Origin of the sequence: Flavihumibacter sp. UBA7668 (assembly GCF_002483205.1) — a bacterium.
In the GTDB taxonomy this organism is placed as follows: Bacteria; Bacteroidota; Bacteroidia; order Chitinophagales; family Chitinophagaceae; genus Flavihumibacter.
In genome coordinates this window covers 100,513-120,967 of the sequence record NZ_DLHM01000003.1, presented here as the reverse complement: position 1 = coordinate 120,967, position 20,455 = coordinate 100,513, and the positions used below count along the sequence as shown (strand labels likewise).

Genomic DNA, 20,455 nt, shown 5'->3' with positions numbered 1-20,455 from the left:
GCGTTTATACCAATACATTTGCCGGGTAAATTAATGTTGATATGATTTCAATTTCCTGGATTTTTGCAGGTGCAATGGCGCTTTTTTCAGGCTCAGATGTAGCTTATAAGCCATCTAAGTCCGTTTTGGCTGGCCTCCCGGGTGATACGCTTCACTACCCCGAGGAAACGCATTTTAAAAATCTTCGACAGCTTACTTTCGGTGGAGATAATGCCGAAGCCTATTTCAGTTATGATGGTAAATACCTGATTTTTCAGAAAACCAGTAAGAAGGAAGGGATTCCCTGTGATCAGATTTTTATCGGTAAAATTCCGGTTCATCCGGATGAACCTTTTGTGCCCAAACTGGTGAGTAAGGGTACCGGAAGAACCACCTGCGCCTATTGGTTACCTGATGGAAAACATTTTGTATATGCCTCAACTCATTTAGAATCAAAAGATTGTCCGACAGTTCCGGATCGATCCAAATATGGCAACCGCTATATTTGGCCGCTTTATGAATCCTATGATATTTTTATGGCTGATACCAATGGTGTCATTGTGAAACAACTGACCAATGCCAAAGGCTACGATGCCGAGGCCACCATTTCACCTGACGGTAAAAAAATGATTTATACCAGTGATAAAGACGGTGACCTGGAACTTTATATTATGGATTTAAAGTCTGGTAAAGAAAAGCGCATTACCCACACAATCGGTTATGATGGCGGTGCCTGGTTCAGTCCGGATGGCAAAAAAATAATCTGGAGAGCAAGCCGTCCTAAAACGCCGGAAGAAATTTCTTCCTACAACGAGTTATTGGCAGAGCACCTGGTAGCCCCAACCAATATGGAGGTTTTTACCGCCAATGCAGATGGATCAAATCAACAGCAAATTACCACACTGGGACAAGCCAATTGGGCTCCGGTATTTATGCCGGATAGTAAAAATATTCTCTTTGCATCCAATCATGAATACAAAAGGGGATTCCCTTTCAACTTGTATAAAATGGACGGAAATGGAAACAATCGGATAAAAATAAGTCGCGATAGAGGCTTTGATGCCTTCGCCATGTTTAGTTATGATGGCAAAAAATTAGTTTTTTGCAGTAATCGGAATAATGGTGGTACGCGCGATACGAATATATTTGTAGCTGACTGGGTCGATTAAACAAACATCAAAACCAATTAATATGTACACTGGACTATTGCATTTGCACAGCTTTTTACGATGGATTATTCTTATTCTTTTGCTGGTTGCCATTTATCGGCATTATACCGGTATGTCAAAAAAACTAGCTTATTCCACAACAGACCGGAAGGTGGATCTTTTTCTGATGATTTCCGCCCACGTAACACTATTAGTTGGATTGTATCAATGGTTTGTTGGTCCATGGGGATTAAAACTCATCCAGGCAAAAGGGTTTGGCGAAGTAATGAAATCATCTGCAGAGCGTTTCTTTGCTGTTGAACATATGGTGGGCATGCTGGTTGTTATTGCACTGATAACTGTTGGCAGAGGGAAGGGGAAGCCTGCTTCAGCCGGAGCAGTTGAACATAAAAAAGCATTTGGGTTATTTGTTGCTGCATTATTGCTGATTCTCCTCTTGGTTCCCTGGCCTTTCCGTGAAGAACTGGGAAGAGGATGGTTAGTAAGGTGAAAGGTGAGAGGTGAAAGGTGAAAGGGGAGAGGATAGAAGGAAGAGGTGAGAAGCCCCCGATTGCTAAGCGATCGGGGGCTTTTTTAATCTGCAGTTAAAGCAGGGATTAGGTGAATTTCATGGACCCCATTGTTTTGAGGAAACTTTTCATTTCTTCCAGGGTACCGATACTTACCCGTCCCCATTTCCCATCCGGCTGATCGCTGGACCGGAGTACAATGTTTTTAGCTAACATATCGGCTGCAAAATCACCTTTGTAATTCTTCAGGTTGAAATAAATAAAATTGGTGTAGGAAGGGATAAAATCAAATCCCGCTTTTTTTAATCCATCCTGGGTAAATTGACGGGCAGCTGCATTAAGTTTTTTAGATTTTTGCTGGTGATCTGTGTCCTTCAGACTGGCCATGGCAGCAGTGAGCGATAAAGCACTCATACAGAAATTACTATTGCCAAAATAATTTTCCTTCAATTCATTTATGGTAGCTGGATCTGCCAGAATATATCCAACCCGTAAACCCGCCATCGCATGAATCTTTGAGAAAGTGCGAAGTAATACTATGTTTTTATTTCCATTTTTTATCAGCGGAAGCATGGATTCATTATAAGGCGCATCGAGGAATTCCAAATAAGCTTCATCCAGTGTAACAACTGTTTTTTTACTGGCTTCTTCACAGAACGATCTCAATTCAGTCGGATGCAATACCGTTCCCGTTGGATTGGCCGGATTGCAGAGGTAAACCTGTGCTGTATTGCTGTCTATTGCCTGCAGCATAGCCGGCAGATCATGCACTTTTTGTTTATCCAGTGGAATTTCTCTTACCTGTACTCCTATTTTTTTTGCGGTATTTGGCAGAATTCCAAACGTTGGAGTAGCCGTTACCAGATTTCCCTTTGAATAATGTCTTGCCAGGAGATTCAATCCTTCGCCTGATCCTGGTGTCAGGAGCAGGTGATCTGTAGTTACTCCCAAATAATCTGCCAGTTGTTTCCTGAATTCCTGTACGTGGGGAATGTTATACTGATAACGGTGCGAATTATTAATCAGGTCACTGATCGCTTTTTTTGCTTGGGGAGATAATCCATAGGGGTTTTCATTGGATCCCAGATTAATTAAAGAGGGATTGGCATTGGGCAATAGCTGACTTAGATCTTTAGGCAGATAATCTTCGCCTGCCAGACTATTCAGAGAAACAGAGAGTCCGAGTGCTGCCAGAGCGGACTGCTTTAGCCAATTGCGGCGGTGAATGGAGTTGGACATGAGGTGTAGGTGAATGGTGAATACGTGAATGGTGAATAAGTTACGGAGATTTTAGGATTTTAACCTCTTTTGCCCAGTTCAATTACTTCACAATCACGAATATCTTCTTTGTCGATGACAAAGCGGATAAGGGTTCGCATTTTGTGCCAGCCCTGTTTTCCTGCAGCACCCGGGTTCATATGTAAACATTGCAATGCCGGATCAAATTGAACTTTCAGAATATGGGAATGTCCGGATATAAACATACGTGCACCGGCTTTCTGAATACTCGCTTTTACCCCTGGTGCATACCTGCCCGGGTACCCCCCGATATGTTTCATAAAAACAACCACCTCTTCACAGGTAAAACAAGTTTCTTCCGGATATACAGCGCGGATATCAGTTCCATCAATATTGCCAAATACACCACGCAATGGCAGACCGGATTGCTGTTTCAGTTCATCTGCCAATGCGAGATTGCCAAAGTCGCCGGCATGCCAGATTTCCTGACATTGTTTGAGATGCTGAAATACCTGCGGGTCCAGATAACCATGGGTGTCAGATAAAAGACCGATTCGAGTCATGTTTAAAAGTAGGATTTTGTACTTTAGTTGTCAGATTGTTATGCTGTTTTTTAGAAATTTTACCTGGTGGATCGATAAACGTCGGTGGAAATATGTGTTTCTATTGGCGAGTCTGGCTATGAATAGATACTGATGGAGACTTAGAGTAGCCAACTAAATAATAAAAAAATCCACAAATGCCACATTATCATAAGCTGGGAACTATCCCGCACAAACGTCATACACAATTCCGTAATCAGGATGGAACCCTTTATTCAGAACAACTATTCTCAACAGAGGGTTTTTCAAATGATTATTCAATTTTATACCATTGCCATTCGCCCACTCAGATTATTCGAACTGATCCGCCCATTTCCGTACAGCCCGAAATAGCCGAAGAAAAAATGTTACAGCACAGAAGTTTCGAGGGATTTCGGGTGAAACCTGAAGATGATTACCTCTTAAGCCGAAAACCTATTCTGGTAAATCAGGATTGCCATATTGTGTTGGCTGCTCCCAGAGTTGGTACGGCCGATTATTTTTTTAAGAATGCAGATGCCGATGAGTTGATCTTTGTGCATGAAGGCAAGGGAGAACTTTTGACACAATATGGGAAACTGCCATTTGGCTATGGCGATTACATTGTGATTCCAAGAGGAACAATTTATCAGATTCGATTTGAAACTAGTGAGAACCGGCTTCTGATTGTAGAATCGTTTAGTCCTATCCGTTACCCCAAACGATATCTTTCCAAATTCGGACAGTTATTGGAACATTCGCCCTATTGCGAGCGTGATATTCGTCCACCTCAGGATCTTCAAACCATTGATCAGGCGGGTGATTTTGTTATAAAAGCCAAGAAAAAGGGAATTCTATACGGACTGCATTATAGGCATCATCCATTTGATGTGGTGGGGTGGGATGGTTGTTGTTATCCCTTTATTTTCAGTATTCATGATTTTGAACCGATTACCGGCCGTATTCACCAGCCACCTCCGGTTCATCAGACTTTTGAAGCCAATAATTTTGTGGTTTGTTCTTTTGTTCCACGTCTTTATGATTACCATCCTGCTGCTATTCCGGCACCCTATAATCATAGCAATATCGACAGTGATGAATTATTGTATTATGTAGACGGAGATTTCATGAGCCGGAAAAACGTAACGAGAGGAATGCTGACCTTACATCCTGCCGGTATTCCACATGGCCCTCACCCGGGTGCAGTAGAAAAAAGCATTGGTAAAAAAGATACCGGTGAACTGGCCGTTATGGTAGACACATTTCATCCCCTTCAACTAACAACCACCGCTTTGGAAATAGAAAATGAAGGCTATACGATGAGTTGGGCGGAATAAGGTGAAAGGTGAAAGGTGAGAGGTGAAAGGTGAAAAAAGGAGAGGTGAGAAGTGAAAGATGAGGCAAAGTACAAAACGGGGAAAGGAGACAAAGGGTAAAAGTAAGTCCCGCTTTCTCCCTCTTCACCATATTCACTCCATTCACCATTCACCATTCACCTTTCATATCTTTTCACCATTCACTTCTCACCTTTCACCTTTTTTCTTAAATTACCAGGAAATTATCTGCCATATGATCAAATTCAATCAAATCAAACCAGGAGATTATGTTTTAGCTGAGTATGAAGGGGAACTGTGGGAAGGAATTGTAAATGAAGTGAATCGGGAGGATAAGGAAGTTTGTGTACAAACTGAGGTACAGGAATTTTGGTTTAAACCGGAAGATTTAAAACCAATTCCGCTGGATGAAACACAATTATTGAAATTTGGATTTGAAAAGGAAATTCCGGGTGATGGATGGATAAAATACAAAAAAGGTCCCTTTCGCATTCTCCAAAACGAAAAAGGGGGCTTCCAGGATTTCGAAATCTGGTACCGGGAAGATCGCCGGCATATCAAACAACCCATCCATGTGCATGAATTGCAGAATCATTATTACGATATGACAAAAGTGGAATTGGGCAGGTAGGAGGGAAAGGAGATCGGAGAGAGGGGTAGGGGATCGAGGCAACCACCACGGTTTAAGTAGCCATTCATGGGGCAACTATATACCATTCTTCACGCATCCATCACTGGTTCCTCAGCCCGGACGATGGTTCAGGAGGGTATTGTCAGAAATTTACGGACTCATCGGCATAATATAATTACCTCTCTCTTGGTGAAATTTCAACCTTGAATCGCCTTTATTTACACTCTCTTTTCCGATATTATCAGGTGTTTCACCAGCCCCCGACAATATTCCCGCTTAAAAAGCGTACGCCCTAGATTTCACCCGACGGGTACCCATCGGGTGGTTTTTGTCCCCTTTCCCCCTTCTCCTTTCCCTTTTTTTCCTTATTTTTGCAGCCTAAATGCAAGATTTTCAACTGAATGGGGAAAAAATCTCCATTTTTTTCATTTTAACTAATATTAATACTATCTTTGCGCTCCCAAAATCTGTATGGCAAAACAAGCACTCATTAAACAGGATGGAATTATTGTTGAAGCACTTTCGAACGCAATGTTCAAAGTGAAGCTCCAGAATGAACATGAAATTCTGGCTACTATTTCAGGTAAAATGAGGATGCACTATATCCGGATTCTGCCTGGTGACAAGGTAGGAGTGGAGATGAGTCCATATGATTTAACAAGGGGTAGGATTATTTTTAGGTATAAATAATAATAGCATCATGAAAGTTCGTGCATCCATTAAAAAGCGCAGCGCCGATTGCAAAATAGTGCGTCGGAAGGGAAGGCTGTATGTGATTAACAAAAAAAATCCGCGTTATAAGCAAAGACAAGGGTAATACCTGGTTGCTTTAACTAATCAGTCATTCGTAAAATTGAAAATAGAATCAGATTATGGCTCGTATTGCCGGTGTTGACTTACCAAAAAACAAAAGAGGCGAAATAGGCCTGACCTACATCTTCGGAATCGGTCGTTCTACTGCCAAGCAAATTCTTGATCAGGCTGGAATCAGTCATGATAAGAAAGTGAATGAGTGGAACGATGATGAATTAGCGGCTATCCGTAATTTCATCACCGACGAAATCAAAGTGGAAGGCCAGTTGCGCTCTGAGGTACAGATGAGCATCAAGCGTTTGCTTGATATCGCTTGTTACCGTGGTTTACGTCACCGTAAAGGGTTACCGCTTCGTGGTCAGCGTACCAAAACGAACAGTCGTACCCGTAAAGGAAAACGTAGAACAGTTGCTGGTAAGAAAAAAGCTCCTAAGAAGTAAGACATAGTGCGTTCGCTACCGGATCCAAATCTTAGGAGGGGGAGGAGCGAAGCAGTCCTGATTCAGGTGAAACAGGAAATTTTAGTAAAAGATTACCTCATTATTAAGTAATGGCAAAACAACAGACCAGCGCAAAAGCCGCTGCCAAGAAAAGGATTGTGAAGGTAGATGCATATGGTGATGCCCATATCTCTGCTACATTCAACAACATTATCATTTCATTGACGAACAAGAATGGTCAGGTTATTTCCTGGTCATCAGCCGGTAAAATGGGCTTCAAGGGTTCAAAAAAGAACACTCCTTATGCTGCCCAGATGGCCGCTGCAGATGCTGCTAAAACCGCTCTGGATGCCGGTTTGAAGCGTGTAGATGTATTCGTTAAAGGTCCGGGTTCAGGACGTGAAGGAGCTATTCGTTCCCTTAGTCAGTCAGGAATTGAAGTGGTACAAATTAAAGACGTTACTCCGTTGCCACACAATGGTTGCCGTCCTCCTAAAAAACGTCGGGTTTAAACTTTTTTATATACCGAAACCCAAGGCCCCATCAGGCTTTGGGTTTCGGATTTTGTATTTTCTAACATGGGTGTACAATTAATTTTAAGATTTTTACCGATTGTACATCGCAACTAAAAAATCAAGTTGATATGGCACGTTACACTGGTCCAAAGACCAAAATTTCAAGAATCTTCGGTGAGCCTATCCTGGGTAACGGGAAATGGCTGAACAAGAACAGCAATCCTCCCGGACAGCATGGTGCTGCCCGTAAGCGCAAGAGCCTGGGTGAATACGCCCTACAGCTCCGCGAAAAACAAAAAGCCAAATACACCTATGGTGTATTGGAGAAACAATTCCGCAGAACGTTTGAAGAAGCTGCACGTAGGAAAGGCGTAACAGGTGAAAACCTGATCAAATTGCTGGAAGCCCGTTTGGATAACACTGTTTTCCGTATGGGTATTGCTCCTTCCCGCCCGGCTGCCCGTCAGTTGGTTAGCCATAAACATATAATGGTAAATGGTGAAGTAGTGAATGTTCCTTCTTTCCAACTGAAAGCCGGAGATATCATTACCTTCAAACCAGGATCTGACGAAAAATCAGGACTGACCAGCCAGGTTCGCGGAAAAAACCAGAAATTCAGCTGGATCGACTGGAACGAAACTACTATGACCGGTACATTCATCACCTATCCTGAAAGGGAAAGTGTTCCTGAAAATATCAAGGAACAACTGATTGTTGAATTGTACTCTAAGTAATAGAGTTTAGTTAATAACCCATACAAAACGTAAATCGAACATACAAATGGCCATTTTAAACTTTCAGAAACCCGACAAAATCGTTTTGCAGAAAGCAAATGATTTTGAAGCACAATTCGAATTCCGTCCCTTAGAGCCAGGATATGGTGTAACCATCGGAAATGCCCTTCGCCGGGTATTGCTCAGCTCATTGGAAGGTTTTGCGATCGTGGGTATCAGAATTGAAGGGGCTGAACATGAATTTGCTACCATCAAGGGGGTAACAGAAGATCTTACTGACATCATCCTGAACCTTAAGCAAGTTCGTTTTAAGAAGGTAGTAGATACAGAAGTTACCAACGAAAAGATTGTTCTGCATGTTAAAGGTAAAAGTGAATTTACTGCAGGTATGATCCAGGATGGTACGCAAAGTTTCCAGATCATGAACCCTGAGCAGTTGATCTGCACAATGGATCCTTCTGCGAAACTTGAAATTGAACTGACAATCGGTAAAGGCCGTGGCTATGTTCCTGCTGAAGAAAATAAGCAGAAAGATGCGCCTCTTGGATTTATTCCAATTGACTCTATTTATACGCCTATCAAGAACGTTAAATACAGTGTGGAAAATACAAGGGTTGAACAAAGAACCGATTTCGAAAAGCTGATCATGGATGTTGCTACCGATGGAACCATCCATCCGGAAGAAGCGGTGAAGCAGGCTTCCCGTATCCTGATTCAACACCTGATGATCATCACTGATGAAAACATCACATTCGATAATAAGGAAGAGAAAAAAGAAGACCTGGTAGACGAACAAACCCTGCAACTACGCAAGGTATTGAAGACTCCACTGGAAGATCTCGACCTGAGCGTTCGTGCGTTCAACTGCCTTAAAGCAGCAAAAATCAATTCGCTGAGTGAGCTGGTTCAGTACGAGCAGGAAGACCTTATGAAATTCCGCAATTTCGGTCAGAAATCGCTGGCAGAAATCGAGCAGGTTTTACATGAGCGTGGACTAAGCTTCGGTATGGATCTCGCTAAACTTGGAATTGACAAGGAAGACTGAGGAGAAATTGGAAGTGAGAAGTTGGAAGTTGGAAGTTTTTCAACGATAAAGAGTATTTGAAATTTTTATTTATAGGTAGAAAAGAGAAGGTAGATTTTTTTGTGGTTATTCGGTTATCTGAGTGCCCACTTTTGAATTTATACTTCTAACTTTTTACTTTGAAACGGCTGCAATTCCTGACACGGTGCAGCTTTAAAACAACAATGTCATGCGTCACGGAGACAAAATCAACAACCTGGGTCGTAAGAAAGCCCACAGAGAAGCCTTACTGGCTAACCTTAGTATCAATCTGATCGAACACAAACGTATCGTTACTACGCTTGCAAAAGCCAAAGCATTACGGGTGTACATCGAGCCATTGATTACCAAGGCAAAATCAAATGATACCCATAATCGTCGGGTAGTATTCAGCTATCTGCAGAATAAAGAAGCAGTTACTGAACTCTTCAGCACCATCGCTGAAAAAATCGGTGGCCGTCCCGGTGGTTATACACGTATCCTGAAACTCGGTGCACGTCCGGGTGATAACGCTGAACAGGCGCTGATTGAACTCGTAGACTTCAATGAAGTGTACGGTAAATCAACTGATGCTAAGGCTGAACCAGCTAAGAGAACACGTCGTGGTAGCAAAAAGGCAACTGATGCAAAAGCTGAAGCTCCTGCTGTAGCAGCTGCTCCGGAAGCTGTTGCCACTGCTACTGAAACGCCTGCTGAATCAACCCCTGAAAAAGCGGCTGAATAAGGATGAATGATTGATTTTCAATACAAGGCAGAATGGTTTTCCATTCTGCCTTTTTTTTACGGATATTTGCAAAACTTTTCCAATTAACATGCAACAAGTTCCTCAACAAAAGGCTGTCCTCGTATTGGAGGATGGTTCGGTTCACTATGGTAAAGCTTTCGGTAAAGTAGGTACTACCACCGGAGAATTGTGTTTTAATACCGGAATGACCGGATACCAGGAAGTTTTTACTGATCCCAGTTACTATGGACAGGTAATTATTATGAACAGTGTTCATATTGGTAATTATGGAGTAAAAGACCAGGATGTGGAATCTGACTCTGTTAAAGTTCGGGGTATCATCAGCCGTAACCTGGAAGAACAGTTCAGTCGCCGTTTGGCAAAGGGGTCGCTTGATGAATACCTGAAAGAAAACAATATCGTGGCAATAGAAGGTGTTGATACCCGTGCATTAACAGCAAAAGTGCGTACCAAAGGGGCCATGAACTGCATCATCTCTTCTGAAATTTTTGATATAACAGAATTGAAAGCCCAACTCAGTAAGGTTCCATCCATGGCCGGACTGGAACTCGCCAGTGTTGTGAGTACGAATGAAGCGTATGAAATGGGAGATCCTGCAAGCGTAATCCGCGTGGCTGTTCTGGATTATGGTGTAAAACGTCATATTCTGCAATGTATGGTTGACAGAGGCGCATTTGTTCGGGTTTATCCGGCTAAAACAAGTTTTGAAGAATTACAGCAATTCCGCCCTGATGGCTATTTTATAAGTAATGGTCCCGGTGACCCAGCTCCAATGGACTATGCCGTATCCACTGTTCAGGACATTCTTAAAACGGAAAAACCACTGTTTGGAATCTGCCTTGGACATCAATTACTGGCGCTTGCCAACGGTATTCCCACATTTAAAATGCACCACGGACATCGTGGCCTGAATCATCCGGTTAAAAATCTGATTACAGGAAAATGTGAAATCACTACCCAGAATCATGGTTTCGGGGTTGATCCGGAAGCGGTTCGCAAAGCCGATCATATCGAAATCACCCATGTAAATTTGAATGATCATTCCATTGAAGGAATCAGGGTTAAAGGCAAACCGGCGTTCTCCGTTCAATACCATCCGGAAAGCACACCGGGACCGCATGACAGCCGCTATCTGTTTGATGATTTCATGGACATGATCCGATCTTCGAAAAATTAATTTCGTAGATTTAGCAGATGTTGCTCGCTGAAAAAGTTGTTGGTGATTATCTGTTAGAACCTATTCAAAGGGAGGATCAGACTTTCGTTTTCCAGGGATTAAGTAACCCGGAAGTTATTCGGTATTATGGTGTTTCGTATGATTCCCTTGAAGCTACTGCTGAGCAGATGGATTTTTATGAACGTCTGATAGTTGAAAAATCCGGTGCAAGCTGGAAATTAGTGGACCGGAAATCAGGTATTCCAATGGGGATTGTTGCAGGTTATTTGTACCAGGCAGCACACCAGCGAATTGAAATTGGATTCTGGCTGGTCCCTGAGTATCAGAGAAAGGGAATTATGAAATCGATCCTCCCTGTTTTTATACAACTACTGACCGATCAATTTGACCTCCACAGAATAGAAGCGATGGTTGAAACAGAGAATGCTGCCAGTTGCAGTTTGCTTGAAAAGGCAGGTTTTCAGAAAGAAGGAATCTTACGGGATTATGAAATCAAAAACGGCAAAAGAATTAGTATTGTCGTATATTCTTTACTGTTAGATAAAAGAGTAAAATGAAAATAGCGATCATCAACGGGCCAAATCTGAATCTGCTTGGTAAACGTGAACCGGGCATTTACGGTGCACAGGATTTTGACAGTTTTTATAAAGCACTTCAGGAAAAATTTCCATCCATTAGCTTTAGCTATTTTCAATCCAATGTGGAAGGTGAATTAATCAATGAATTGCAATCCGTAGGTTTTAGTGTGGATGGAATCATTCTGAATCCGGGTGGATACACGCATACTTCTGTTGCACTTGGTGATACCATTGCAGCGATCAGTGCGCCACTAATTGAAGTTCATATCAGTAATGTACATGCGCGCGAAGATTTTCGCAAACTCTCTCATGTTAGTGCTAAGGCCAAAGGGACCATAGCCGGACTTGGACTAAAGGGATATGAACTGGCTGTTCAATTCTTTTTGCCCTGATTGGATTTTACCATTTCCTGAATCGCATTCATCGAGCAGATGTACAAACTGCGTCCATGTGTTCCTACAACTAATTCATTGGCTTCTTCCTGAATGGCGAGGTCATGAACGGGGATGGCTACAGGCAAATCTTTCGTAAATGCATGAAAGTTTTCACCGCTGTCAATACTTCCATAAACGCCACCGTCTGTCCCTACATATAGAATCTCCTGCATCTTTGGATCCTCTCTGATAACATTCACCGGTTCAGGTGGCAGGTTTTTACCAACCTGTTTCCAGTTTTGCCCGTAATCTTCACTTACAAAAATGTATGCTGTAAAATGATCATTGCGATAACCGTTTAAACCGACAAACACCCTACCTTCTTTCCACTTACTTGCAATAACTCTTGACACATACAAACCCTGTGGCAAACCCGCTTGCTTTTTGCCGGGTTTCCCAAGCATTGTCCAGCTGTTACCACCATCTTTTGAAACCTGTATATTTCCATCATCTGTTCCAATATAAATCAAACCAAACCGTATCGGAGATTCAATTATGGTAGTGATTGTACCAAAAGGAACATCCCCCTGTTTACCGCCATTGCTGAGGTCTGAACTCATGGTCTGTAAATTTTCTCCCTGATTCAGCGACCGGTGAAATTTACTGGATCCATAATACAATACATCCTGATTATGCGAGCTTAAAAGGATCGGTGTTTGCCAGTTAAAACGCAAGGGGAATTCACCCATAGCATGTGTCGGACGTATCAATTTCCGATCCTTTGTTGCGAGGTTTATTCGGGTATAAAATCCAAACTGTGAGCCGGTATATACTAGTTGATTGGTTCTTGTGTCAACCTGCGCCTGCATCCCGTCTCCACCGCCTATACGTTTGTACGCATACTCACCCCTTTCTGTCCAGTAAGGAGATTCCTTATGATTGGATGGCCCATACCAGCTTCCATTATCCTGTAATCCGCCATAGATATTATATGGTTTAGCTTTATCTACGGTTATAGAATAGTACTGTCCAACAGAAGGCGCCTGAACTTTAAACCAGGCAGCACCTTTGTCATAACTGATGTTACAACCACCATCATTTCCATTTATGATATGATTGTCGTGCGAGGGATTTATCCAAAGCGCATGATGATCTGAGTGTACATTCGGTTTATCAATGGAGGCAAATGTTTTACCGCCATCTTCTGAAACCATCAGGTCAATACCAAGTATGAATACCTTCTCCGGATTCATCGGTGAAACATAAATTTTTCCGAAATAATAACCATAGCTACTATAATTTTCAATTGGTTTCTGGTTTGTTTTAGTCCAGGTTTTTCCTGCATCAGCTGAGCGATACACTTCACAACCTTTCACCGATTTATTTTGAAAACCATCATCCACGAAAATGTAATTGTAGAGTGCATTGGGAGAGATCGAATCAAGTGCAACCATTTGCTTCAATCTTTGAACGGTATAAACTGCGGGGACCCGATTGGCCCGAAGGAATTTATTCAGTTTGGCACTATCCAGCTCCTGAAATGCGGTTTTGGTGAGTGATTTAAAATCTGCCAACTGATACGTGGAATCATTTACTTTTTTGGAATCTGGCTCTCTGGGATCCTGGTTATCTACCACTGCATAAACGATGGAGGGCTTCTTTGGATAAACCGCCAAACCTATTCTCCCGGTACCGGGACCAGTAACAAATCCGGATTCAGCACCACTGACCAGCTTCCAATTGCTGCCACCATCAACGGATTTATAAATGCCGCTGGTTACACCAGATTCTTCGAAATTCCAGGCTGATCTTGTACGATACCACATGCCTGCATAAAGTTCATTTGGCTGCTGTGGATTTATTTGAAGATCAATGGCGCCGGTAGTTTCATTTATATAAAGTGTTTGTTTCCAGCTTTTACCGCCATCTGTTGTTTTATAAATTCCTCTTTCTTTATTTGGACTATACAAATGGCCCATTACGGCTACCCATGCAGTTAACGAATCTGTGGGGTGAAGGGTCACTTCCCCGATATGATGTGAGTCCGACAGTCCCAGATAGGTCCAGCTCTTACCGTTATCAGTTGATTTATACATCCCAATGCCGGCATAAGTAGAGCGACTGCTATTTACTTCCCCGGTTCCCAGCCAGATCGTTCGGGTTGGGCTGTCCCAGTTAATGGCAATATCTCCAATACCGATAACCATTTCGTTATCAAAAATTGGTTCAAAGGAAAGGCCGTTGTTTTTGGTGTGCCACAAGCCGCCAGTAGCATAAGCCAGGTAAAATTCTGTCGGATCTTCGGGATTCACTTCCATATCAATTACCCGTCCGCCCATGATAGCAGGACCAACATTCCGAAAGGAAATCTCCTTAAAAGGGGAGTTTTTGCGGGATTCCTGGTGCTTTTGCAAAGCATTAAGACGATCTTGACCTGAACTGGGCGAGATTTGTGCATAGCTTTGTAAAACCAGCAGCAGAAGGCCTAATCCGGCATATTTATTGGGACGTATAAATGAACACAAAGATACCATGCGAAACGGGATTTCGTTATAGTTAAAAATCAAACATAACAACTATGCGTTGGATTTTGATAATTGTCCTATTTATTTCCTTACCTGCCGCAGCGCAATTAAAGGAGTATATTATTGGAGTAAAGGGTGATACACTCAACAGGGTGGATATGCAGGGGAGAAAACAGGGGCCCTGGGTGCACCGGTATGAAACCATCCGGGGAGAACGAGGTTTTGAAGAAGAAGGGGAATATACCGACGACCGTAAGGAAGGGGTTTGGAGAAAATATTCATTGATGGGAGATCTTACAGCAATTGAAACTTATCGCTGGGGATTTTTGGATGGTAAAGCACAATATTTCAATACAGCCGGAATGGTTTTTAGGGAGGAATCCTGGAGAGCATTTAATCCGGATAAGCTGTATGATACGATTGATGTGGAAGATGTATTGCTTCCAGGTAATTTCAAACAGGTGATTGTAAAAAATGAAGGAGCATCGGTGAAACATGGCACCTGGAATTATTTCGATCCCGGTTCCGGTCTGATTGTAAAAACGGAAACCTTTACCCTTGGGAAAATAGAGAAGAACAACAATCCCGCCAGTCTGGGGTCCGATACACTTTCCATGAGTACAAAAAAAGTAGCCAAGCCGAAAGAAGTATTGGAATTTGAAAAGAAAAATGCCGGTAAGAAAAAAATCAAAGTTCGGGATGGCAGTGTAGGTTATTGATCCTGCTTAAACCGGTTCCATCTTTTTCTAAAGAACAGTAATTGGTAATCAATCGCATTTTCCCAGTAAAACCAATTATGCCGACCCGGACGTTCGGTGTAATCATGCGCAATTTTCAGATCTGTTAATCTGCGGTGTGCTGATCGGTTGGCAGCCAGCAGATAATCTTCTGTGCCACATTCCAATGCAAGTGCGATGGTATTTGCTGAGCTCGTATCTCCGCTATTATATTCTTTTAGCTTATTCCAATTGATCTGACAGCAACTGCTGTCGATCGTTTTATCTGCGCTTTTAGCGATGATCGATCTTGCAATAGGGTCTACCATCAAAGCGCCGCTCATACTGCCGGCAGACGCAAATAATTCAGGATAATTACTCGCCATGAATAAGGATCCGAAGCCACCCATACTCAATCCGGCTATGGATCTGAATTTCCTGTCTTTTGCCGTTGGATAATGAGAATCTACATAAGGGATCAGTTCCTTTATAAAATGCGATTCAAAACGATAGGTACTGTCCAGCGGATTATTAAAGTAGAGAGTGGTTCTGCCTCCATCCGGACAAACAATAATGCAATTAAAGCGATCTGCTGCATCCTGAAGGGCTGGTACTTTTGTAATCCATAAATTATAAGTTCCCCCCATTCCATGTAATAAATAAACTACCGGGAATCCACCATCAGGAATTGTTGTTGAAGGCTCCACAACAATAAACTTCATGTCTTTTTTCATTGCTGAACTGTATAAACTCAGTGTATCCACTTTACCCGCCTTAAGGGTGGTGCTTGATAAAAGCAAAATGAAGAAAGTGATCGCTAAAATAACATGGTTGAGACCAGACATGTTTCGTTTTCCCAGCATAAGAGACAAGAATTGATGTTGCAGAAATAACTAAAAATAACTGATTCTGGTTCACAATTAAATAATAAAAGATTTTAGGAGAATGTTAAAAAATAAGGTAAATTTGATATCATTTTAATATCATAACAATATGGAAAAGAATGTGAAACCTGTTTCAGGTTATTTGACCCTTGTATTAACCCTGGTGCTACTTGTAGTGGCGATTGTCCTTTTTATAAACAGCCATAAAAACGGCTGGATAATAACATTGGGAATTATACTGACATTAACGGCTTTTTATTTATCAGCCGGATTGATTGTCGTTTCTCCGAACCATTCGAGAGTATTAACCTTTTTTGGAAAATACATTGGTACAGCCAAGGAAAATGGGCTATTATTTGTAAATCCGCTGTATACCAAGCAAAAAATTTCCCTGCGTTCAGAGAATTTGGAAAGTTCCCGTCTTAAAGTGAACGATAGTATGGGGAACCCGATTGAAATAGCCGCTGTAATTGTTTGGCGGGTAGCTGACACCTATAAAGCTGCTTTTGAAGTGGAAGATTATGAGCAGTATGTAAAAATACAGAGTGAAGCAGCAATACGGCACCTGGCAACAAGTTTTCCCTATGATCAGTTTGAAGATGAAAACGCAAGTATTACCCTGAGAGGTGGTGGTGAAAAAGTGAATGAGTTGCTGGAAAAGGAATTAACTGATCGCCTTGCACCAGCAGGTATTCAGATAATTGAGGCAAGAATCAGTCATCTTGCCTATGCGCAGGAAATTGCAGGTGCCATGTTGCAGCGTCAGCAGGCTACAGCGATTGTAGCGGCGAGAACAAAAATTGTTGAGGGTGCTGTTGGTATGGTTGAGCTTGCATTGGAACAATTATCGAAAAAAGAAATTGTACACCTGGATGAAGAGAAAAAGGCAGCTATGGTTAGTAATTTGATGGTGGTGCTTTGCGCAGAAAAAGCGGCGACTCCCATTTTGAACACCGGAACTTTATACCAGTAATTTCCAATATTTTGATCATGAAATAATCCATTGTGGCAGAAAAGAAAAATTTCATACTCCGGTTAGATGCAGATGTATATAAGCTACTGGAAAAATGGGCCGCCGATGAATTTCGCAGCGTGAATGGCCAGCTTGAATGGATCATTCACCAGCAACTCCGTGCGGCGGGTAGAATGGAGAAGGGAGAGGGGAAAAAGGAGAAAGGAAAGGGGAGAAAGGAAGAGCCGGAAGAGGAGGAATGAGTTCGGTAAAAACACCGAACATTTCAATAATTCGGTATTTTTACCGAACTATATACCGGGCAGCATTGCATACGAAATTTCCTTGTGCTCAGAAGGAAGATGAGAATGAAGAGGGAAAAGGGAGGAAAAGGTGGAGAGAGAAAAGCTAGCACCATACCAATAAAAAATAACCCGCGAACTTCGCGGGTTATTTTTTATTAATGAAAGCTCTATTTTTTAGGCTTGCTCCCTTTCACTTTTCACTCCACTTCCCACTTCCTAAAAGCCTTTCTTCTCTTTATTTTCCTGTGCTTTTTGCATTGGTGTAATTCCGGTGCTTTGGCCGCGTGCAGCCTGCTTCATTTTGTAAAGCTGGAATTTGCTTGGTGCGGCGATGCTACCCCAGGTGTTATTTCCTTCATTGATATCAGCCGTTTCCTTCATCGGATCAAGCTGAATGGATTTCACTTTTTTATCCTTCACATATACTTTAGTTACCTTGTTCTCATTCTTTCTCCAGATCTGGGCAGGAATCCGATCCACTTCCTTGCTGCCATCTTCATAGGTGAACTCAACTATTACAGGCATTACAAGTCCGCCTTTGTTAGCAAAAGCAATTTCATAAATATGTTTGTTGCCATATTTTGACTGGATTTCTGCATCCGCTTTCTCCACATTTACGTTGGAAGGAACTTCATAACTGGTGGTATCATATTTCTCAATTCCTCTTGCATATCTCCAGTAAAAATCACGAAGGGTCGTGTCACGATCCACTTCAAAAACAATACTCTTATCTTCCCTGTTTCTGATTTTGCTGATATCCTCAAACTCATTCACCTGAGGTTTTGCCAGTTTGATTTTACGTGTTCCTGTAGCCTGTGCTGGTAAATCTGCAAATTCCGGCGTCAGGTATTTTACGGTATCAATGGCAATATCGGTTGCTTCCGTACTGTAGAACCAGCCTCTCCAGAACCAATCCAGATCTTCTCCACTCGCATCTTCCATGGTGCGGAATAAATCAGCAGGTGTAGGATGTTTGAATGCCCAGCGACGGGAATATTCTTTAAATGCATAATCAAACAACTCACGCCCCATGATAGTTTCGCGGAGAATATTCAAACCAGTTGCGGGCTTGGAATAAGCGTTAGGGCCAAACTGGATGATGTTTTCGCTATTGGTCATAATTGGCTCCAGCTGATCTTTTGGAAGCTTCATATAATCAACAATTCCTACAGCCGGACCACGACGGCTGGGGAATTTATTATCCCATAATTCTTCGGTCAGGTATTCCACAAAGGTATTTAACCCTTCATCCATCCAGCTCCACTGACGCTCATCGCTGTTCACAATCATCGGGAAGAAGTTATGCCCAACTTCGTGAATAATTACGCCCAGCATACCATACTTGGTGCTTTCACTATAAGTGCCATCCGGCGCTGTACGTCCATAGTTGAAACAGATCATTGGGTATTCCATACCGTTGGATGCTTCCACACTCTGAGCAACAGGGTAAGGGTAGGGGATAGAGAATTTTGAATAGGATTTGATTGTATGTGCAACTGCTTTGGTAGAATAAGGACGGTATAAGCCATAGGCCTCTTTACCATAGAAACTCATACACATTACTTTTTTACCTTCTACCATTGCCGGCATGGCATCCCACACAAACTTGCGACTTGAAGTCCAGGCAAAATCACGCACATTGTCTGCTTTGTAAACCCAGGTTTTCTTTGTTTTGCTTTTGGACTTTTCTGCCTTTTTAGCTTCTTCCAGGGTCACTATTTCAATTACATCTTTGGCCGACTGGGCTTTTTGGTAACGAGCCATTTGAGTCGGAGTCAAAACCTGTGCATAGTTTAAACATTCGCCGGTTGATCCTACCATATGGTCTGCAGGAACAGTCATCTGAACTTTGTAGTTTCCAAAAGTGAGAGCAAATTCACCTCTTCCGGTAAACTGGTGGTTCTGCCAGCCCTGAAAATCACTGTATACACAAAGCCGGGGATACCATTGTGTTATCGTGAAAAGATGATTGCCATCTTCCGGAAAAAACTCATAACCGCCACGACCACCTTCTTTCATGCGGTCGGTGATTTTATAGTTCCAGTCGATTTTAAGAACGATTTTTTGTCCGGGTTTTAATACGGTTGGCAGATCAACGCGCATCATGGTTTTATTAACCGTGTACTTCATTGGCTTTCCGAGTGCATCAGTCAGTTTTAGGATGTTCACGCCGCCATCCGTTTTTTCAGGAGTAAGCCGGTCAATCTGAATATCCACTGCCTGCTTGCCCATACTGGAAGCATCCTGGTAATTGGCATTACGGTCTGAACTATGCTCATTTTCATCCAGCTGAAACCAGAGATAGGTTAACTCATCCGGAGAATTATTAAAATAGGTAATAGTTTCCGAGCCGGTCAGACGCAGTTTTTCTTCATCCAGCTCACATTTAATATCATAATCTGCCCGTTGTTGCCAGTATTTTGGACCTGGCGCTCCACTGGCAGTACGATACTCATTTGGTGTAGGCAGAATGGTTCCCAACTGCTCAAATTTATTCCCATGGTTGGAACCCGGATTGTTTTGAATGTTTTGGGCCATTGCCGTTCCCGACATAAGTCCCAGACATGCAAATAGGAGTTTTCTCATTGCTTTGTTATTATTGCTGTTTGTGTTTCTTTTTTTAATTCGGGAATTCGCTCCCAGGCGATTTTTAATGTAAATACCAGAATAAGGATCGACCATATTCTTATCCACCAGATCTGGGGCAATTTCAGCTTCTCTACAAAAATAAAGGTTAGTGCCAATACAACCGCAACTACAAGGAGTTGCGCTACCTCGATTCCCAGATTAAAGGCCAGTAGATGACTTGTCAGGTTCTCTCCACCTTCCAGATCCAGCAGCAGATTGGCATAAGCCAGTCCATGTATCATACCGAAGAAGAGCGCAAAGAAATAAATAACTGGCAGTTTTTTCTGCGTATTCCCCCCCTTGAAAAACAAATTATTCATGGCGGTTCCGGCAATCGTCAACGCAATCAGGAATTCAATCCAGGGTACAGAAACCGACACATAACCCAAAACGCTCAAAACAAGAGTAGCACTGTGCCCTATGGTAAAAGCAGTCACCATTATCGCCACTTTTTTCCAGTCTGCAAACCGATACCTTAAACAGAGGGCCGTTACAAATAAAATATGATCCAGTGCATCCCAGGTTAGGATATGTTCTACGCCCAACCCGAAGTAAAGGTTAAAATCTTGCATAAATTAGTAGGCT

General features: G+C 42.3%; 23 protein-coding genes. 17 read left to right on the top strand and 6 right to left on the bottom strand.

Annotated elements, in window-relative coordinates; all coding sequences use genetic code 11:
* The first annotated feature begins 41 nt into the window (after positions 1–41).
* On the top strand, positions 42–1,148 hold the full coding sequence (locus tag B2746_RS06265; RefSeq protein ID WP_290791999.1) for a TolB family protein: 1,107 nt from the start codon (positions 42–44) through the stop codon (positions 1,146–1,148).
* 22 nt (positions 1,149–1,170) lie between these two features.
* On the top strand, positions 1,171–1,638 hold the full coding sequence (locus B2746_RS06260) for a hypothetical protein (protein ID WP_290791998.1): 468 nt from the start codon (positions 1,171–1,173) through the stop codon (positions 1,636–1,638).
* A 106-nt stretch (positions 1,639–1,744) separates the two neighbouring features.
* Here the strand turns inward: B2746_RS06260 and B2746_RS06255 are convergent, their stop codons facing one another.
* Together B2746_RS06255 and B2746_RS06250 are read right to left on the bottom strand one after the other, a co-directional pair.
* Positions 1,745–2,896 (bottom strand): pyridoxal phosphate-dependent aminotransferase, encoded by a 1,152-nt coding sequence (locus B2746_RS06255; RefSeq protein ID WP_290791997.1) that lies wholly within the window; start codon positions 2,894–2,896, stop codon positions 1,745–1,747.
* 59 nt (positions 2,897–2,955) lie between these two features.
* Positions 2,956–3,459 carry a metallophosphoesterase family protein gene (locus B2746_RS06250; protein ID WP_290791996.1) on the bottom strand — a complete coding sequence of 168 codons (504 nt, stop codon included), beginning with the start codon at positions 3,457–3,459 and terminating at the stop codon, positions 2,956–2,958.
* Positions 3,460–3,635: 176 nt separating this feature from the next.
* On the opposite strand from B2746_RS06250, the gene B2746_RS06245 reads away from it, so the two are divergent.
* From B2746_RS06245 to aroQ, 12 genes are all read left to right on the top strand, one after another.
* Entirely contained in the window at positions 3,636–4,793 is a 1,158-nt protein-coding gene (locus B2746_RS06245; protein WP_290791995.1) for a homogentisate 1,2-dioxygenase, read from the top strand.
* 232 nt (positions 4,794–5,025) lie between these two features.
* Positions 5,026–5,421, top strand: a complete 396-nt coding sequence (locus tag B2746_RS06240) for a hypothetical protein (protein WP_290791994.1) — start codon at positions 5,026–5,028, stop codon at positions 5,419–5,421.
* Positions 5,422–5,892: 471 nt separating this feature from the next.
* Positions 5,893–6,111, top strand: a complete 219-nt coding sequence (gene infA / locus B2746_RS06235; RefSeq protein WP_234863970.1) for a translation initiation factor IF-1 — start codon at positions 5,893–5,895, stop codon at positions 6,109–6,111.
* A gap of 10 nt (positions 6,112–6,121) precedes the next feature.
* Positions 6,122–6,238 carry a type B 50S ribosomal protein L36 gene (gene ykgO, locus B2746_RS06230; RefSeq protein WP_014220631.1) on the top strand — a complete coding sequence of 39 codons (117 nt, stop codon included), beginning with the start codon at positions 6,122–6,124 and terminating at the stop codon, positions 6,236–6,238.
* Positions 6,239–6,293: 55 nt separating this feature from the next.
* Positions 6,294–6,674 (top strand): 30S ribosomal protein S13, encoded by a 381-nt coding sequence (gene rpsM / locus B2746_RS06225; RefSeq protein WP_290791993.1) that lies wholly within the window; start codon positions 6,294–6,296, stop codon positions 6,672–6,674.
* A gap of 110 nt (positions 6,675–6,784) precedes the next feature.
* Positions 6,785–7,186: a 30S ribosomal protein S11 gene (gene rpsK / locus B2746_RS06220; RefSeq protein ID WP_290791992.1), complete on the top strand. Its 402-nt coding sequence runs from the start codon at positions 6,785–6,787 to the stop codon at positions 7,184–7,186.
* Between the two features lie 131 nt (positions 7,187–7,317).
* Positions 7,318–7,923 (top strand): 30S ribosomal protein S4, encoded by a 606-nt coding sequence (gene rpsD / locus B2746_RS06215; protein ID WP_290791991.1) that lies wholly within the window; start codon positions 7,318–7,320, stop codon positions 7,921–7,923.
* A 46-nt stretch (positions 7,924–7,969) separates the two neighbouring features.
* Entirely contained in the window at positions 7,970–8,968 is a 999-nt protein-coding gene (locus B2746_RS06210) for a DNA-directed RNA polymerase subunit alpha (protein ID WP_290791990.1), read from the top strand.
* Positions 8,969–9,176: 208 nt separating this feature from the next.
* Positions 9,177–9,710 carry a 50S ribosomal protein L17 gene (gene rplQ / locus B2746_RS06205; RefSeq protein ID WP_290791989.1) on the top strand — a complete coding sequence of 178 codons (534 nt, stop codon included), beginning with the start codon at positions 9,177–9,179 and terminating at the stop codon, positions 9,708–9,710.
* Between the two features lie 88 nt (positions 9,711–9,798).
* Positions 9,799–10,908, top strand: coding sequence for a glutamine-hydrolyzing carbamoyl-phosphate synthase small subunit (gene carA / locus B2746_RS06200; protein WP_290791988.1), 1,110 nt, complete (start codon positions 9,799–9,801; stop codon positions 10,906–10,908).
* A 17-nt stretch (positions 10,909–10,925) separates the two neighbouring features.
* Positions 10,926–11,465: a GNAT family N-acetyltransferase gene (locus B2746_RS06195; protein WP_290791987.1), complete on the top strand. Its 540-nt coding sequence runs from the start codon at positions 10,926–10,928 to the stop codon at positions 11,463–11,465.
* Entirely contained in the window at positions 11,462–11,878 is a 417-nt protein-coding gene (aroQ, locus tag B2746_RS06190; RefSeq protein WP_290791986.1) for a type II 3-dehydroquinate dehydratase, read from the top strand. Before B2746_RS06195 ends, aroQ begins: the two co-directional genes overlap by 4 nt.
* Here aroQ and B2746_RS06185 read toward each other — a convergent pair.
* The gene (locus tag B2746_RS06185; protein ID WP_290791985.1) at positions 11,860–14,394 is read right to left on the bottom strand and encodes a VPS10 domain-containing protein; all 2,535 of its coding nucleotides are present in this window, start codon (positions 14,392–14,394) and stop codon (positions 11,860–11,862) included. The genes aroQ and B2746_RS06185 overlap by 19 nt on opposite strands.
* Positions 14,395–14,438: 44 nt before the next feature.
* On the opposite strand from B2746_RS06185, the gene B2746_RS06180 reads away from it, so the two are divergent.
* The gene (locus B2746_RS06180; RefSeq protein ID WP_290791984.1) at positions 14,439–15,104 is read left to right on the top strand and encodes a hypothetical protein; all 666 of its coding nucleotides are present in this window, start codon (positions 14,439–14,441) and stop codon (positions 15,102–15,104) included.
* Here the strand turns inward: B2746_RS06180 and B2746_RS06175 are convergent.
* The gene (locus tag B2746_RS06175; protein WP_290791983.1) at positions 15,098–15,964 is read right to left on the bottom strand and encodes an alpha/beta hydrolase; all 867 of its coding nucleotides are present in this window, start codon (positions 15,962–15,964) and stop codon (positions 15,098–15,100) included. The two genes, B2746_RS06180 and B2746_RS06175, sit on opposite strands and share 7 nt — an antisense overlap.
* A 130-nt stretch (positions 15,965–16,094) precedes the next feature.
* On the opposite strand from B2746_RS06175, the gene B2746_RS06170 reads away from it, so the two are divergent.
* Together B2746_RS06170 and B2746_RS06165 are read left to right on the top strand one after the other, a co-directional pair.
* A complete protein-coding gene (locus B2746_RS06170) occupies positions 16,095–16,958 on the top strand; it encodes an SPFH domain-containing protein (protein ID WP_290791982.1) in 864 nt (287 codons plus the stop codon).
* A 32-nt stretch (positions 16,959–16,990) separates the two neighbouring features.
* A complete protein-coding gene (locus B2746_RS06165) occupies positions 16,991–17,200 on the top strand; it encodes a hypothetical protein (RefSeq protein WP_290791981.1) in 210 nt (69 codons plus the stop codon).
* A 258-nt stretch (positions 17,201–17,458) separates the two neighbouring features.
* Here the strand turns inward: B2746_RS06165 and B2746_RS06160 are convergent, their stop codons facing one another.
* Together B2746_RS06160 and B2746_RS06155 are read right to left on the bottom strand one after the other, a co-directional pair.
* Positions 17,459–19,828: a M1 family metallopeptidase gene (locus B2746_RS06160; RefSeq protein ID WP_290791980.1), complete on the bottom strand. Its 2,370-nt coding sequence runs from the start codon at positions 19,826–19,828 to the stop codon at positions 17,459–17,461.
* Entirely contained in the window at positions 19,825–20,442 is a 618-nt protein-coding gene (locus B2746_RS06155) for a HupE/UreJ family protein (RefSeq protein ID WP_290791979.1), read from the bottom strand. Before B2746_RS06155 ends, B2746_RS06160 begins: the two co-directional genes overlap by 4 nt.
* Positions 20,443–20,455: the final 13 nt, after the last annotated feature.

Coding starts and splice junctions, on each gene's coding strand:
- B2746_RS06180 (WP_290791984.1), top strand. CDS start 14,439: ATGCGTTGGATTTTGATAATTGTCCTATTTATTTCCTTACCTGCCGCA.
- B2746_RS06160 (WP_290791980.1), bottom strand. CDS start 19,828: ATGAGAAAACTCCTATTTGCATGTCTGGGACTTATGTCGGGAACGGCA.
- B2746_RS06265 (WP_290791999.1), top strand. CDS start 42: ATGATTTCAATTTCCTGGATTTTTGCAGGTGCAATGGCGCTTTTTTCA.
- B2746_RS06210 (WP_290791990.1), top strand. CDS start 7,970: ATGGCCATTTTAAACTTTCAGAAACCCGACAAAATCGTTTTGCAGAAA.
- carA (WP_290791988.1), top strand. CDS start 9,799: ATGCAACAAGTTCCTCAACAAAAGGCTGTCCTCGTATTGGAGGATGGT.
- B2746_RS06195 (WP_290791987.1), top strand. CDS start 10,926: ATGTTGCTCGCTGAAAAAGTTGTTGGTGATTATCTGTTAGAACCTATT.
- ykgO (WP_014220631.1), top strand. CDS start 6,122: ATGAAAGTTCGTGCATCCATTAAAAAGCGCAGCGCCGATTGCAAAATA.
- B2746_RS06155 (WP_290791979.1), bottom strand. CDS start 20,442: ATGCAAGATTTTAACCTTTACTTCGGGTTGGGCGTAGAACATATCCTA.
- rplQ (WP_290791989.1), top strand. CDS start 9,177: ATGCGTCACGGAGACAAAATCAACAACCTGGGTCGTAAGAAAGCCCAC.
- aroQ (WP_290791986.1), top strand. CDS start 11,462: ATGAAAATAGCGATCATCAACGGGCCAAATCTGAATCTGCTTGGTAAA.
- B2746_RS06255 (WP_290791997.1), bottom strand. CDS start 2,896: ATGTCCAACTCCATTCACCGCCGCAATTGGCTAAAGCAGTCCGCTCTG.
- rpsM (WP_290791993.1), top strand. CDS start 6,294: ATGGCTCGTATTGCCGGTGTTGACTTACCAAAAAACAAAAGAGGCGAA.
- rpsK (WP_290791992.1), top strand. CDS start 6,785: ATGGCAAAACAACAGACCAGCGCAAAAGCCGCTGCCAAGAAAAGGATT.
- B2746_RS06240 (WP_290791994.1), top strand. CDS start 5,026: ATGATCAAATTCAATCAAATCAAACCAGGAGATTATGTTTTAGCTGAG.
- B2746_RS06260 (WP_290791998.1), top strand. CDS start 1,171: ATGTACACTGGACTATTGCATTTGCACAGCTTTTTACGATGGATTATT.
- B2746_RS06245 (WP_290791995.1), top strand. CDS start 3,636: ATGCCACATTATCATAAGCTGGGAACTATCCCGCACAAACGTCATACA.
- B2746_RS06185 (WP_290791985.1), bottom strand. CDS start 14,394: ATGGTATCTTTGTGTTCATTTATACGTCCCAATAAATATGCCGGATTA.
- rpsD (WP_290791991.1), top strand. CDS start 7,318: ATGGCACGTTACACTGGTCCAAAGACCAAAATTTCAAGAATCTTCGGT.
- infA (WP_234863970.1), top strand. CDS start 5,893: ATGGCAAAACAAGCACTCATTAAACAGGATGGAATTATTGTTGAAGCA.
- B2746_RS06170 (WP_290791982.1), top strand. CDS start 16,095: ATGGAAAAGAATGTGAAACCTGTTTCAGGTTATTTGACCCTTGTATTA.
- B2746_RS06175 (WP_290791983.1), bottom strand. CDS start 15,964: ATGCTGGGAAAACGAAACATGTCTGGTCTCAACCATGTTATTTTAGCG.
- B2746_RS06250 (WP_290791996.1), bottom strand. CDS start 3,459: ATGACTCGAATCGGTCTTTTATCTGACACCCATGGTTATCTGGACCCG.